Below are 13,941 nucleotides of genomic sequence, written 5' to 3' on the forward strand. Positions count from 1 at the left end.
TCCCAATGCAGCTTAATGGCATCTCATGTTACTGAGAACCGCTATAGTTATTTACACTTACGAGCCGGCGCTGTCGGCGCAATTGCAAACAATAAAGTCACTTTATCACTTTTTCTTAATAATTAAATTTTAAATTCAACATAAATATACTTGACAAAAAGCATTCTTTGCGGTCTGCTAAATTGCGATCGCAAAAGTCGCGCAGCAGTAGCTGTAGGGTGCGGATACATTAAAAGTCCCTCAAAAAAAATAGACAATTTCGATCGAGCGACGCACGTTGCAAAATGGTCGATCGCAGGAGAAATTGCGTAAATCTTCGATCGTCGGTTAGATCGCAATACGCGATTGTTAAGCATGATTGTAGGTTGGGCCCTGGACACGAACCCTTCGTTCAACTGACAGAAGAGCACCATTCGTGTGGAAGCTCTTAAAAACCGGGTTTCTGAACGAGAGACATAGGTTGTGATGCGGTTTTTGCGGTCAGAAACCCGGTTTTTGCCACAGGTGCAAGATATCAGTTCAACCCAACCTACATACACTGTTTGCGAAAAAAGCTCCGACTTCCCCAAGCTAACGCTATAGGTAGGCGGAGCATTCTATCAAAGCTGCCATTTGAGAAATAGGTAAATTTTGATAGAGATTACTACATTTTGTTGAGCTGCGATCGCAATTCTTCCAACTCAGCGTCAATCACCGGACTCGACTCCGAGGTACTAGGCTTAGCAGTATTATTATCCGCTGCGGGCAATTGACCTTGAGACACAGAACCTCCGTCCAGTTGAGCTTTCATCTGAGCCAACTCGTCCTCAACACCGCCACCGGCTTCGAGCGAGCGGAAAGCTGCTTCTAAATCGCTGCCGCCGGCCGCCAGTTCTGCTGATGCTCCCGCGCGAGCTTCTATCTGCAAAACTTTTTCTTCCATGCGATCGAAAGCTGCCATTGAACTGCCAGTATTCAGGGTGCCAATGGTGTTGTTGAGCTGTTCCTGGGCCTTAGCTGCGGATATTCTGGCCTTGAGCATATCCTTCTTAGTTTTGGCTTCGGAAATCTTGCTTTCCAAACCGATCAAGTTGCGCTTGAGGCTTTCTACTTGACCCGATTGCTGTTCCAAACTGCTTTTGAGGGTAGCCGCCGTTTCTGCGTGAGACTTTTTACGCACCAAGGCTTCGCGGGCCAAAGTCTCGTCTCCTTTTTGCAGGGCTAGCTGAGCGCGTTGCTGCCACTGGTTAGACTGGAATTCAGCTTGATTGTACTGAGTCTGGGTGCGCTTTTGAGTGGCGATCGCGCTGGCAACGGCTTGACGCAACTGCACCAAGTCTTCCTGCATATCCGTCACGGACTGTTCTAAAATCTTTTCCGGGTCTTCAGCTTTGTTGACCATATCGTTAAGATTGGCTCTGACGACTCGGCTGATGCGATCGAATAATCCCATAATCCTATTTTTCCTGTGAGGTGTACGAACTAGGCGGCAAGCAGGCTCGATAGCGTTAGCCCGCTTTGAGTGAAACTCATGTGGTCAGATGTTTAGCGCGATCGAGCCTTTGGCAATTTTTGCAAACATATAAATACAGTTTAAAGCGATCGAGTCAGCGGTGCAGACAAGCTGATTAATGCACCTATCTATTGAGTTTAACTTCGATCCGGGAATTCCCCAACACGCTTGTGAAGTATCTCTAGCTCGGCTGTTGAGAAGTTTTTGCCGTCGGGACTATTTTTCTGCTAGTTCTGGTTCAGGATGCGGGCGGCTCGCCAGAGGGCAATTTTGGTGTATTATTGCCCGGAAGCATTTGTGCTTTCATCGCCGCCAACTCGTCATCGACATCGCCTGCAGATTCGAGAGAGAGAAACTGCTTTTCTAAATCGTTAGTTCCGAGTTCTGCGATGGCCTCGGAGCGAGCTTCTAGCTGCACGACTTTCTCTTCCATTTTTTCAAACGCGCTCAAAGCACTGCCGGTACTGAGATTGCCCATCATTTCTTGGAGCCTTTCGGAGGCTTTTGCCGATCGAGCTCGGGCAATGTACATATCTTTTTTAGATTTTGCCTCAGAAATTTTACTTTCGAGCGATCGCATATTTTCTTTCAGTTGAGCCACCACAGCGTTTTGCTGTCCCAGACTAGCTTTCATCGCCGCTGCCGTTTCTTGATAAGATTTTTTTCGCGTCAGAGCTTCCCGCGCCAAATTTTCCTCGCCTTTTTGCAAAGCTAGCTGCGCTCGCTGGTACCATTCTGCGGCTGTAGATTCTGCTTGGGAGCATTGGCGTTCCGTGCGTTTTTGAGCCGCAATCGCCCCTGCTACAGCTTGTCTGAGCTGGATTAAATCTTCCTGCATATCCATTACAGCCTGTTCCAGAATTTTTTCTGGGTCTTCTGCCGCCCCGATCAAACTGTTAATATTGGCTCGAATCACTCGCCAAATGCGATCGAATAATCCCATGAGTTCCATCTCCCGATTTTATTAAATTTTAGATTTAAAAATGGGAATTGACCATTAAACAACCAATTTTGTGTTAGACAAAACATTAATTATTGTCTCGCTTTGTCTAACAATTTAGTTAAAGTTTTTCACGCTTTACCTAATTTATGGCTGATAGTATTGCGCCTGAACCCCTTTGGCTTGGAGTTCTGTTACCAAACGTTCTGCTGAGGCAGCATCGTTCAAAGCTCCCATTTGGATCTTGACACCCTTTGAGAAATTCCGCACGTAGGCATCGGGAACTGCGGTTCTGGCTTGCTGGAGAGATTTTTCGTCGGTGTAATCGGTGACAACATAGTAGAAACCGTCGGCAGCCCGTCTCGGCCTGCCTGCGGGAGCTGCCGCCGCCGGAGCTGCAGTCGCCGCCGGGGCGGAGGCTGCCTGCTGGACTGGAGTCGGCGTTGGAGGCAGTGTCGGCAGACTCGGCACTGGCTGGGCGGCGCTGGGGCTGGGAGTGGGAAGCAAAGCTGTGCTGAGATTGTTGAGTCCTTGTTGAGCGCCTCTGGCAGGGTTGCCGTCTTCTGTAGGAATCGGGACAGCGCCGATGGGGGCTGGAGGCGCTGGTGGAGTCGGCGGGATTGATGCTTTTGGCGATGGGGAAGCTATCGGGCTAGCTGTGGGCTGGACATTGCTGAGAGTGCTCAAATCTAGATCGACAAATTCCTTGGATGTCAGATTTGGAGCTTTCGGCAGTTCCTTGTTGCTGCTATTTGACGTGTCGCTAGCGGTGGGACTTTCGCTGGCTCCTGGCGCGGTGCGATCGAGCAAACGGTTCAAACCCGTTATTTTAGCCACACTTGACGGGTGCGTGACTGCGTAGCCCAAAGCCGTGCACGACAGCAGAAACAGCAGCATCGAACTCAGTCCCAAAGGAGTTAACAGACTGGCTGCCAAACTGCGTTCTCGATCGGGTTCAGCTTTTGTTTCGTCCAAACTTTCGATCAGTTTTTCGCTTGATTCTAGATAGTTGTGGGGTGCGAAGGTGCTGCTAGATAATGGGGTGCCACCCCTAGTAGTTGCTAGCGGGGCATCGCCCTGGACTCCTGCCAGGGATAGGGGCAGCGATAGCGGCTGCTGGGTTTCCTCGGCAGCCTGCGGCGACAGGTTTTGGGTATTCTGTTGCTCGGTTGTGCCTGTTTGCTTGTTGCTGCGAACGGATGGCGACACCCACTGTTCGGCGCGCCGCCTGTGCCTTCTGTATGTGGTCAGTTCTGCTTCAAGGCTGACATCCAGACATCCCAAAGCTGCTTGCAAAGCAGGCTTGAGGGGGGTTGATGAGGATTGATGATTTGGGGATTCAACCGAAGAACGCTTACTCATTAGCCAAACTCCTATCGTCTCTGAATTGATTTTAATGTTTTGATTCTCAAGAAATAAACAAGAAGTTTTAAAACTTGCCTATTCTAGGATTAGCTGCTTTTGCCGTCAAGGCGACTGCGGTGCGATCGCCGGCCGTCCATCGTTTTTGCTATTTTTTCATTTTTTTTTATATTAAAACTTAAATTGCTGTTTCCCACAGGCTGCTTATCCTGCTCTGGGCCGCTTTTTCTATCCACAGCAGCAGTCTATTTGTAACATCTGACACTTATTCCGCACTTGTCGTTTTTCTTGATCCCTAACCATTTATAAACTTTTAACCTGTATTTTTACCTATCCACTGAGTAATAACTGAGCTAATTGTTTCTACATATAACGCAATTATAAATAAATTATAAAATTTAATTATGTCTCGGGGATCGCTAAAACCCATACAGCATAAAGGCTGGGATGCTCTCAAACCTCCTAGCTCTACAGAGGAGAATGATAGATGAAACTGATTTGTCTAAACACTTTTATGAAAACACCATTAACTTCCGCTTGCCGTCACTGCCGCCACTACACTCCCGAAGGAAGACGCGGGGGTGTTTGCGATTTGCTAAGCGTATCGGTGCAAAGTCAGTGGAAAGCTTGTGCCTTAGCGGTTTCGCCTTTTGAGCCATATTGGGAAAATATCGAAAAAATTGAACTTTGGCAAGAACAGAGTGTGACGCTGCCGGAGCCTGCTGTGAGTGTTTCTGAGCGCAATGCCTGCCAGTTGACAGGCACAACTTTAATCGAGCAATCAGCAGCACTGTCGGTTTAGTCGGACTGCAGCAGGAATCATATCATTTTGGATAGGAGCATTGGGCATTTCCGATTTGGGAATTACTGATGGCGATCGCAGTCTGGATTTAACAAAGCAGTTTCATTTTTTTGGTGCTAGTAATATCAATACTTACACTTTTGGACGATCGCCTCAATTCGACTTTTGCAACTGACACAAATCAACAGCATCTGTAACTGGAATGAGGGAATCAAAAAAACTCATTTGTCGATCGAGCTACGGCAGCCAAGGATATTGACTAAAGTCCGGTTCCCGTTTGTCCAAAAATGCTTGTTTGCCTTCGGCACCTTCCTGGGTCATGTAGTAGAGCAAAGTGGCATTTCCAGCCAGCTCTTGCAGGCCGGCTTGACCGTCGCAGTCGGCATTAAAAGCGGATTTTAAACAGCGAATCGCGATCGGACTTTTTTCGAGAATTTCTCCAGCCCACTGCATCCCTTCGAGTTCGAGTTGTTCTACCGGGACTACGCAGTTGACTAAACCCATTTCTAGGGCTTGCTGCGCGCTGTACTGGCGACACAAAAACCAAATTTCCCTGGCTTTTTTCTGTCCGACTACTCTGGCAAGATAGCTGGCTCCGAATCCACCGTCGAAACTGCCGACTTTGGGGCCGGTTTGTCCGAAAATAGCATTGTCGGCTGCGATCGTCAAGTCGCAGATCAAGTGTAAAACATGACCGCCGCCGATCGCATATCCTGCCACTAAAGCAATCACAACTTTAGGCATCGATCGAATCAACTTCTGCAAGTCGAGCACGTTCAACCGGGGTATACCACCCTCGTCTACATACCCCGCAGCACCGCGCACGCTTTGGTCGCCGCCCGCACAAAAGGCGTATTTGCCGTCAGTATGAGGCCCCGCACCGGTAAAGAGGACAACGCCGATTTTTGTGTCTTCGCGGGCATCAGTAAAGGCATCGCACAGTTCTTGCACGGTTTTGGGACGGAAAGCGTTCCGTTTGTGAGGTCGATTGATGGTAATTTTGGCGGTGCCGCCGCTTTTGTGATAAAGAATGTCTTCGTAGGTTTTGGCGGTTTGCCATTCTATTTGCATAATCAATCTGTCGATTTGAGATTTTGAGATTTGAGATTTACTCTACAGATTAATCTGGGAGCAAGAACTGGAAGTTAAAAATTTGGGGGACATTCACTCAACAGCGCCGGAGAAACGATACCGATTTATTGGCAGTCAAGTTGAGATATCAGACCGAGCAGGGGCGATGGGGCAGCGACAAGTCGCTTTTAGATTTTAGACGGATTTGGACGCATCAAGGCAAAATAAACCGGGTTTTTTAGCGTTTTGGCTGGCTGCAACCTATCTATATTGTCTGAAAAAACCCGGTTTATGACCGCTGCGCCGGCGAACTAATAGAAAAAGCATCAAATTCTTTTCCCCGTGTCTGATTCTTGCACGGCCAAAAAACTTTAATTCGCTGGATTACTTGCGCGTTAAAAGAGTCAGCAGGTGCTTTCCTGCTTTGGCAAATACTGGATCGCTGGAGGAGAATTCGCTCGGTGCGAGTAATGCTTTAACTTCGGCAAAAGCTTCTGAGTCGAGGGTTCCTTCTTTAGTAAATAAAGTGTCTATGACTGCAATGTGTCTGGAGTCGAGACCGAGCCGGTTTGCGATCGACTGTAGGTACATTTGCTCCCGCAGGTCGATGTGTCCGTCTACCGCTGACATTTCGTAGCCGGAACCGATGAGCAACAGCTTTTCTGATTCTGAGAAGAAAGCTGTCAGGGTTAGCAATTCCGTGGGGTTGAAGTAAACTTGCTGTTTGGATACTCCTTTGACAAGGCGCTGAATTAGTTCTATTCGATGCGGATCTCCGCTGGAAAAGGCTTTGAGAGTCTTTTGCAGCCGTTCTTCTTCTTCAATGGCGATCGTCCTGTCGATAATCATGACTCCGCGCAGGATGGAAATTAGAGCAGTCAGAAACACTACCAAGGGAGTGATATCTTGTTCGCGGAGTTTTTGCCGGCTAATCCGGGACAACAGCTCAACAACTTCAGTGCTAATCGTGGTGGTGTCCATAATTCAAAATTACTGTGGATGGGACTGCGGTGTAACTTTATTTTTCGATCTTAAGTGTTTTCAGCTAGGTAAGTATGCCATAAGTTGCCCTAAAAACTTGTTTTACTAGCGATCGCACTTATTCGCTCCGCAGCAAGTGTATAAGTAAGACAATGTTAAGCGTTTGTAGCTGCATAGGTATACCGTGAATTTGCAAACAGAGCAGTTGTTTATTGGTGATTTTAATTATGCTGTTCACAAGCGCTGGATGGCTAGGGCTGTGGAACTAGCGCGAGCAGCCGGCGATGCGGGTGAAGTGCCAGTGGGTGCTGCAATCGTTGACGGTACTGGCAAGTTGATTGCCGAAGCGCAAAATCGGCGAGAGCGAGACTGCGATCCGACTGCTCACGCTGAAATCTTGGCTCTGCGGGCGGCGGGCAAAGTTTTGCAAGACTGGCATCTCAACCAATGCACGCTCTACGTGACTCTGGAGCCTTGCCCGATGTGCGCTGGCGCGATCGTACAAGCTCGGATCGGTTTGCTGGTATACGGAGCTGATGACCCGAAAACAGGCGCGATTCGGACTGCTGCTAATATTCCTGATAGCGCGCCTTCGTGTCACCGCTTGGAGGTACTCGGCGGTATTATGGAGTCTGTTTGCCGAGATCGGTTGCTTTCTTGGTTTGAAGCCCGAAGAAAGAATTAACCGGTAAAAATTTTGACTTTCTTTTGGGCGGTGTTTAATAAAACTTGGCTGTTTAAGTGAAATAATAGATCCGTAATTGCCCGATCGAGCTGGCTCCTGACTGCTGTCGGCTTGACCCCGGTGAAAGCCTGTTATAGATTGTTGGTTGTCGGGCTTTAGCACGGGCCAAAGGCAAAACGCCAATAGCCAAAGTGTCCCCATCGAAAGACTAAACGTTTGCTAAGCAACATATCCTTAGACTCTATATATCGATAAAGCAGGTTAATTGCCATGCGCCATACTGCCGCCATCGCCGTCGAGTCCAGTAAATCATCTCTAGTGAAGCCAATGCCTGCCAAGGTAGTATCTAATACCTCTCGCGTTTCTCCTTGGTTAACCTCCTTGCTCTATCCGCTAGGTCACTATGCTGTCCTACCGTTTTATTTTGGCAAGATTGAGATCGCCGGACAGGAACACTTGCCGAAGGACGGGCCTGTCATCTTAGCCCCTACGCATCGCTCCCGGTGGGACGCGCTGATGATGCCCTATTCAACGGGACAGATGGTGACTGGACGCGATTTGCGGTTTATGGTAACTGCCGATGAGGTGCAAGGCCTGCAAGGTTGGTTCATCAGACATTTGGGAGGTTTTGCTGTCGATATCAAGCATCCGGCAATTAGCAGTCTGCGTTACGGCGTGGAATTGCTCCTCGACAAGCAAATGTTGGTGATTTTTCCCGAAGGTGGCATTTTTCAGGATGGTGAAGTTCACCCTCCCAAGCCTGGATTAGCTCGTTTGGCAATGCAGGCAGAGTTGAGCAAACCCGGTTTGGGGGTGAAAATTGTACCGATGAGTATCCGCTACCGCCCCCGCATTCCTCGATGGGGCGCTCGTGTCAAAATTGCGATCGGCAATCCCATTTCAGTGGCGGATTATGCTAACGGTGGCACTGGCAAAAAAGAAGCACGATTGTTGACTGCAGAACTCGAAATGGCTCTGAAAAATCTCGATCAAAGTTGTTAGTTGTCAGTTGTTAGTTGTCAGTTGTTAGTTGTCAGTTGTTAGTTGTCAGTTGTCAGTTGTCAGTAGGAATTGGTAATTCGGAATTAGAACCAACAGTCAACAGTCAACAATCAACAGTCAACAGTCAACAGTCAACAATCAACAGTCAACAGTCAACAGTCAACAGTCAACAGTCAACAGTCAACAGTCAACAGTCATAAATAGTTAACAGTCAACAGTCAACAGTCAACAATCAACAATCAACAGTCAACAGTCAACAATCAACAGTCAACAGTCATAAATAGTCAACAGTCATAAATAGTTAACCGAAATAGAGATTAATGGAATGTGCTTTGAACTTTAAGCCCGGTCAAATTGTCAGTTTAGAATATGGAAATGCGTGCCTGCATTCAGAGGTAATTGACGTGGTTGAGGCGCGTCAAATTTGTTGGGTGCGCCCTTTAATGTTGGTTGGATTGGTGGCGGGGAAGGATGTATCTGAGCAATGGCCGGAAGAATACATTTTATCGGATTTGCGAGATGGTGCTGATTTGCTTTGGCCGCTGAGTTTGTTTCGGGCGGCGCTGGATACTGAGGTGATTTCACTGTTGAGTCAGTTGCAGTCTCTCGACTCCGATCGCCAGGATAGGGCGATCGCCTCTCGACAACTTAGGGATTTTGTCGATCGAGTTTGGGCCGCTTTTCCCAGTGCTTTTAATTAACCAGATATCTGGCATTTTGTATATTAGTCCGCCTAAATTGAAAACCCAGTATATTTTTCAGTCCGCGAGAAGCGGACTTCGTTTGTTTGGCGTGCGATTTCAAAAGACTGTCAGTCAATCAACAAAGGGTTTCACCCATAACCCCCTAAACATAGTGGTTCTAGACTCAATGTCTAATTGACAGAGATGAGGGATTTTACCCTATGAATTCGCCAACAGTCTCTTTCCATCGCCGAACGATCGCAAATCCCCGACTTCTTGTAGAAGTAAGAGCTTTTCCATTCAATTCTATGCTAAATCAAACAGCAAAAATTCAGCATCTGCCGTAGCTTCAATCAGCAACTCAGACTCACCGCTAACCGCCGCAGCGTCGCCATTTTCCAAAGTCAAACCGTTGACCAAAATAGCGCCGCGAGCCACTTGTACCCAAGCATGGCGATTTGGCTGCAAAGCATGAGAAACCCGCGAATCTTTATCCAAAACAGCCGCATACAAATCAACATCTTGATGCACTTTCACAGCACCATCTCTGGCATCTCGCGCCGCCACTAAGCGCAGTTTCCCCCGCCTTTGTTCCACTGAAAAATTCCGCTGTTCGTAACTCGGAGTCAAGCCATTTGTATCGGGCAACAGCCAGATTTGCAGCAAATGAACCGGGTCAGCTTGCGAGTGATTGAACTCGCTGTGCTGGATGCCCGTACCCGCACTCATCCGCTGCACTTCACCGGGTTTAATCACTGCACCGGTACCCAAACTATCCTTGTGTTCTAATGCTCCTTCCAGTACATAGGTAATGATTTCCATGTCGCTGTGCCCGTGAGTGCCGAAACCTTTACCCGGACTGATGACATCCTCATTAATTACCCGCAAAGACCGAAAATTCATCTGGTTGCGATCGTAATAATCGGCAAACGAAAATGTGTGGTAACTGTCCAGCCAACCGCGATTAGCGTGTCCTCTTGCTTCACTTTTTCTGACGGTAATCATTTTCTGAATCCTCAGTGAAATTTATCGGGTGTTTCTTTGATGTTTTTATTTTAAACCGAGTCAAGCTATTATGGATAGTACGCACTTAAAAGTGCGGTAGTTACTAAAAAGATACTGTGCAAATCAAAGAAGTAAAAGTCGATCGGGCAAATTGCCCTGTAGAGCGCACTCTAGAAGTGATTGGCGGGCGCTGGAAAGTCTTGATTCTGCGGGAGTTGTTTCAAAGAGTCAAGCGCTTTAACGAGCTGCAGCGAGCCGTCAACGGCATTACTCAGAAGATGCTGACGCAGCAACTGCGGGAAATGGAATCAGACGGGATTGTGCACCGGGAAATTTACCTGCAAGTGCCGCCAAAAGTTGAATATTCGCTAACGCCTTTGGGCGAAAGTCTCAAACCGATTATTAATGCCATGCACGAATGGGGAATTCAGCATATTAGCGAAGATGGAAAATGAGCGGTTTATAGATATTTTTTCCGTCTTCCGACAGATTTAAAATCTTAAACCTAGTTCAAAAATAATAATATGAACAAAATAGAGCGTCTCGCTACCCTCAACCGCATCCGCAAACTCAGCCGCCTGATGGATACCGCCATTGGCATCCCCGGCACCAAATTTCGCATTGGTTTAGACCCAATTATCGGTTTAGTTCCGGGTGCTGGGGATCTCGTAGATACCGCGTTTTCCGCCTACCTAATTTACCTAGCAACTCAATTCAACCTTCCCCAAAAAACTCTAGGGAAAATGATTTACAATATCAGTCTGGAAGCAGTTATCGGTTCAGTACCTTTAGTCGGAGATATCTTCGATGCTTTTTATAAATCAAACATGAGAAATCTGGCGCTTTTAGAAGCACACATAGAAGCAGTTGAACCAGAACTTGCCGCAGTTGCAGAACCTATTCCTGAATCCATTAAATTGTAGGGGCGGGTTTTACCAACAATCATTGCCTAAAGCCCCTAATCTCCTAAACCCGCCCCCTCCCAATGGTAAATTGCAATGTACATTTTCCGCATTATTCGATGCAAATTTAATGTTGATGTGGGTTATCTGTTGTGGGGGCGGGTCGATCTAGATTGTTGGTACTTGTCAGATATTATTCGTAAAACCCGCCCCTACAAAATAATCACTGATGGCGTTTAACAGCTTCCACTAAAGCAATAACATCTTGTTCTCTAGTATTAAAAGCCGTTACCAGTCTCACAGTACATCCATCCCATCTATAAAACAGAAAACCCTCCGCTAAAACAGATGCAATTACTGATTCGGGAAGCTGCATAAAAATCTCGTTAGCTTCTACTGGATGGCAAAATTTTACTTGCTCAAGTCCTGCCCAACCTTCGGCTATCTTAGCCGCCATATTATTAGCATGACTCGCATTTTTTAGCCACAAATCATCGGTAATATATGCTTCCAACTGTGCCGACAAAAACCGCATTTTCGAGAACAAATGCCCGCTGCGCTTGCGGTAAAAAGGGAAAGTTTCTGCTAGTTCTTGATTGAAAAATACCACAGCTTCCGCAGCCATCGCGCCGTTTTTTGTCGCTCCAAATGAGAGGATATCCACACCAGCCCGCCAAGTAACATCAGCCGGAGAACAGCCAAGACTGACAACAGCATTGGCAAAGCGAGCTCCATCCACGTGCAGGTGCAAATTATGAGCGCGAACAACCTCGGAAATGCGGGCAATTTCTGCTGGATTGTAGACAGTACCCGCTTCCGTTGCTTGAGTGATACTCACGGCTGCGGGCTGTACGTGGTGGACGACACCTGCACCAGCTTTCTCGATAATTTTTGCTAAAGTATCTGCTTCTATTTTACTACGATCTCCTGTTACTGTCACTAACTTTGCACCGCCTGTAAAAAACTCCGGCGCGCCGCATTCATCTAGATTAATATGAGAGTCGGCGTGACAGTAAACAGCCCCGTAAGGAGGAGTCATAACCGCCAGGGATAAAGCATTAGCAGCAGAACCGGTTGCTACGGGAAAAACTGTTACTGATGTCTCGAACAAATCGGAAAATTTAACTTGCAAGCGCTGCGTATATTCATCATCTCCGTAAGACATTACAGCACCGCAATTAGCCGCACCAATCGCTGCCATAATTTCCGGCGAAACCCCGGTGGCATTGTCACTACAAAAATTCATTTGAATAATTGGTAAACAGCATCTATAATATAACTCAACAGTCTAAACTCAACTATTAAACCAAGAGAATTATGGCAGAGTACCGCCAAATAGAATACCGCATCGGCAAAGACGGCAAAGTTACCGAAACCGTCCTCAGCGCCACGGGTGCAAGCTGTACTGAAACCACCGCCGGAATTGAAAAAGCCCTCGGAAAAGTAGCATCTCAAGACTTGCTGCCAGAATACTATGAAGGCGAAGAAAATTTGACCGCCGAACAAACGCAGACTTTAAAACAAGTTTAGAAAAATTAACAATGTTCTATCTCGTCGGCGCAACAGTTGATACATCAACAGTGCCTGCCTTCAGTTTCGCGCTGGCTGTCGGCGGCATTTTTCTAATTTTAGTTTACCTTTATGCTGCATCGGCAGCGGGAGATGCGATCGAGTTTAAGTACGATACAATTCTGCGGGAACGCATGAATAAGTTAGAGATTATCGATTGGCAAGACTTAGGCGAAAAAGCGGGCTTAACTCGCTTTGGGGTGCGCTTAGTGCGGCAGGGAGACGTGGGAAAACTCACGCTAGACGAACTGAGGCGGCTGGCAACAGTGCTGAATTTGAATTTCCAAGAATTCGATCGCAATTTGATCGCGCTGCCAATGTCGGCTACAATCACAAGTAATCCCACCGAAATAGAAGAATTGAGGCAGCAGTGTTTCCGGCTGCGCGAAGAATTGCAGCAGCAAAAAACTCAACTAACTGCCGATTTTCGCCGCGCTACTTTTGAACAGTTGAAAACTTTGTTAACTAACTATCCCGCTGCCCGCAAAATGGCAGAAGCCAAGCCGCAGATGCCAGCCAAAAATCTTTCTGCTCTTTTTACTCCCTTAGAAAATCTGTTGTCAAGCTGGGATTTTGAAACAATCGGTTCAGCTTGGGAACAAGTCATTTACAATCCGCAGTTACACCAGCCGGATGTTGAGGATATAACAGAAGGAGAATTAGTTTATATTCGGTTTGTCGGCTATCGGGATGGAGACCGAATTTTGGTTCCTGCTAAAGTTAGCCGCACCCTCCCCGGTGGCATAAAAAATTAAATTTTAAATTTTAAATCAACATGACTACAGTTGCCATTGACTTCGGCACCAGCAACACCGTTGTCTGCATTCTCAACCCGGATACGCAAGCACCAGAAACTTTGAGATTGGGCGAGATATCCCGCATTTTTCAAACAAATAATGGTCGTGTAAATATTAGAGATATACCTGTAGTACCGACTTTGGTATTTGTAAAAAGTGCGGGAGAGTTGGTGTTGGGAGAAAAAGTGCGATCGCAGCGTTTGGGACAAGCCCAGCCCGATCGTTTTTTTAAAGCTTTTAAACGCGACTTAGCCGCCGACTTTCAGCCACCAGCCCGCAATATCGACGGCGAAACCTACAGGTCAGAATCAGTAGCAGAACAGTTTGTCAAAACTATTTGGAAACAATTATATTTACAAAATATAAAGCCCGATAAAGTAATTTTTACAGTACCGGTAGGAGCATTTGAGCGATATCTGGATTGGTTTCGCGACTTAGCAGAATCTCTGGAAGTTTCGGAAGTTCAGCTAATAGATGAATCTACAGCAGCAGCCCTGGGATATGCAGTCAAACGCCCCGGTTCTCTAGTTTTAGTAGTCGATTTTGGCGGTGGGACTTTAGACTTAAGTTTAGTTCGCACTGCTGTAACCCCCCCCTTACCCCCCCTTAGCAAGGGGGGGAGCGAGATTTCTCCCCCCCTTAGCAAGGGG

General features: G+C 47.1%; 19 protein-coding genes. 10 read left to right on the top strand and 9 right to left on the bottom strand.

Annotated elements, in window-relative coordinates:
• Positions 1-122: 122 nt before the first annotated feature.
• From WBA89_RS06370 to WBA89_RS06390, 5 genes are all read right to left on the bottom strand, one after another.
• Positions 123-356, bottom strand: a complete 234-nt coding sequence (locus WBA89_RS06370) for a hypothetical protein (RefSeq protein WP_424404837.1) — start codon at positions 354-356, stop codon at positions 123-125.
• A 287-nt stretch (positions 357-643) separates the two neighbouring features.
• The gene (locus tag WBA89_RS06375) at positions 644-1,432 is read right to left on the bottom strand and encodes a PspA/IM30 family protein (RefSeq protein ID WP_424404839.1); all 789 of its coding nucleotides are present in this window, start codon (positions 1,430-1,432) and stop codon (positions 644-646) included.
• Between the two features lie 298 nt (positions 1,433-1,730).
• Positions 1,731-2,435 (bottom strand): PspA/IM30 family protein, encoded by a 705-nt coding sequence (locus tag WBA89_RS06380; protein ID WP_424404867.1) that lies wholly within the window; start codon positions 2,433-2,435, stop codon positions 1,731-1,733.
• 144 nt (positions 2,436-2,579) lie between these two features.
• Positions 2,580-3,794 (bottom strand): hypothetical protein, encoded by a 1,215-nt coding sequence (locus WBA89_RS06385; RefSeq protein ID WP_424404841.1) that lies wholly within the window; start codon positions 3,792-3,794, stop codon positions 2,580-2,582.
• Positions 3,795-3,883: 89 nt separating this feature from the next.
• On the bottom strand, positions 3,884-4,030 hold the full coding sequence (locus WBA89_RS06390; RefSeq protein ID WP_424404843.1) for a hypothetical protein: 147 nt from the start codon (positions 4,028-4,030) through the stop codon (positions 3,884-3,886).
• Positions 4,031-4,308: 278 nt separating this feature from the next.
• Here WBA89_RS06390 and WBA89_RS06395 point away from each other — a divergent pair, with 278 nt between their 5' ends.
• Entirely contained in the window at positions 4,309-4,596 is a 288-nt protein-coding gene (locus WBA89_RS06395; RefSeq protein ID WP_424404845.1) for a hypothetical protein, read from the top strand.
• Between the two features lie 237 nt (positions 4,597-4,833).
• Here WBA89_RS06395 and menB read toward each other — a convergent pair whose 3' ends face one another.
• Complete coding sequence (menB, locus tag WBA89_RS06400) at positions 4,834-5,667, bottom strand: 1,4-dihydroxy-2-naphthoyl-CoA synthase (protein WP_333194626.1); 834 nt, start codon at positions 5,665-5,667, stop codon at positions 4,834-4,836.
• A gap of 384 nt (positions 5,668-6,051) precedes the next feature.
• Positions 6,052-6,648, bottom strand: coding sequence for a TerB family tellurite resistance protein (locus WBA89_RS06405; RefSeq protein ID WP_424404847.1), 597 nt, complete (start codon positions 6,646-6,648; stop codon positions 6,052-6,054).
• Between the two features lie 247 nt (positions 6,649-6,895).
• Between WBA89_RS06405 and WBA89_RS06410 the strand changes: the two genes are divergently transcribed.
• From WBA89_RS06410 to WBA89_RS06425, 4 genes are all read left to right on the top strand, one after another.
• The gene (locus tag WBA89_RS06410) at positions 6,896-7,333 is read left to right on the top strand and encodes a nucleoside deaminase (RefSeq protein WP_424404869.1); all 438 of its coding nucleotides are present in this window, start codon (positions 6,896-6,898) and stop codon (positions 7,331-7,333) included.
• A 327-nt stretch (positions 7,334-7,660) separates the two neighbouring features.
• Positions 7,661-8,335, top strand: coding sequence for a lysophospholipid acyltransferase family protein (locus tag WBA89_RS06415; protein ID WP_424404871.1), 675 nt, complete (start codon positions 7,661-7,663; stop codon positions 8,333-8,335).
• 14 nt (positions 8,336-8,349) lie between these two features.
• Positions 8,350-8,535: a hypothetical protein gene (locus tag WBA89_RS06420; RefSeq protein ID WP_424404849.1), complete on the top strand. Its 186-nt coding sequence runs from the start codon at positions 8,350-8,352 to the stop codon at positions 8,533-8,535.
• A gap of 120 nt (positions 8,536-8,655) precedes the next feature.
• Entirely contained in the window at positions 8,656-9,036 is a 381-nt protein-coding gene (locus WBA89_RS06425) for a hypothetical protein (protein WP_424404851.1), read from the top strand.
• A gap of 288 nt (positions 9,037-9,324) precedes the next feature.
• On the opposite strand, the gene WBA89_RS06430 is transcribed toward WBA89_RS06425, so the two are convergent.
• Complete coding sequence (locus tag WBA89_RS06430) at positions 9,325-10,023, bottom strand: pirin family protein (RefSeq protein WP_424404853.1); 699 nt, start codon at positions 10,021-10,023, stop codon at positions 9,325-9,327.
• A 116-nt stretch (positions 10,024-10,139) separates the two neighbouring features.
• On the opposite strand from WBA89_RS06430, the gene WBA89_RS06435 reads away from it, so the two are divergent.
• Together WBA89_RS06435 and WBA89_RS06440 are read left to right on the top strand one after the other, a co-directional pair.
• Positions 10,140-10,478 carry a winged helix-turn-helix transcriptional regulator gene (locus WBA89_RS06435; RefSeq protein ID WP_424404855.1) on the top strand — a complete coding sequence of 113 codons (339 nt, stop codon included), beginning with the start codon at positions 10,140-10,142 and terminating at the stop codon, positions 10,476-10,478.
• A 69-nt stretch (positions 10,479-10,547) separates the two neighbouring features.
• Complete coding sequence (locus WBA89_RS06440; protein ID WP_424404857.1) at positions 10,548-10,946, top strand: DUF4112 domain-containing protein; 399 nt, start codon at positions 10,548-10,550, stop codon at positions 10,944-10,946.
• A 202-nt stretch (positions 10,947-11,148) separates the two neighbouring features.
• Here the strand turns inward: WBA89_RS06440 and WBA89_RS06445 are convergent, their stop codons facing one another.
• Positions 11,149-12,171 carry a threonine aldolase family protein gene (locus WBA89_RS06445; RefSeq protein ID WP_424404859.1) on the bottom strand — a complete coding sequence of 341 codons (1,023 nt, stop codon included), beginning with the start codon at positions 12,169-12,171 and terminating at the stop codon, positions 11,149-11,151.
• Positions 12,172-12,242: 71 nt separating this feature from the next.
• Here WBA89_RS06445 and WBA89_RS06450 point away from each other — a divergent pair, with 71 nt between their 5' ends.
• From WBA89_RS06450 to WBA89_RS06460, 3 genes are all read left to right on the top strand, one after another.
• The gene (locus WBA89_RS06450) at positions 12,243-12,455 is read left to right on the top strand and encodes a DUF2997 domain-containing protein (RefSeq protein ID WP_424404861.1); all 213 of its coding nucleotides are present in this window, start codon (positions 12,243-12,245) and stop codon (positions 12,453-12,455) included.
• An 11-nt stretch (positions 12,456-12,466) separates the two neighbouring features.
• A complete protein-coding gene (locus WBA89_RS06455) occupies positions 12,467-13,249 on the top strand; it encodes a nucleotide exchange factor GrpE (protein WP_424404863.1) in 783 nt (260 codons plus the stop codon).
• A gap of 20 nt (positions 13,250-13,269) precedes the next feature.
• A partial coding sequence (locus tag WBA89_RS06460) for an Hsp70 family protein (RefSeq protein ID WP_424404865.1) occupies positions 13,270-13,941 on the top strand: 672 nt, incomplete at its 3' end.

Origin of the sequence: Microcoleus sp. (assembly GCF_049646505.1) — a bacterium.
Classification (GTDB): Bacteria; Cyanobacteriota; Cyanobacteriia; order Cyanobacteriales; family Microcoleaceae; genus Microcoleus.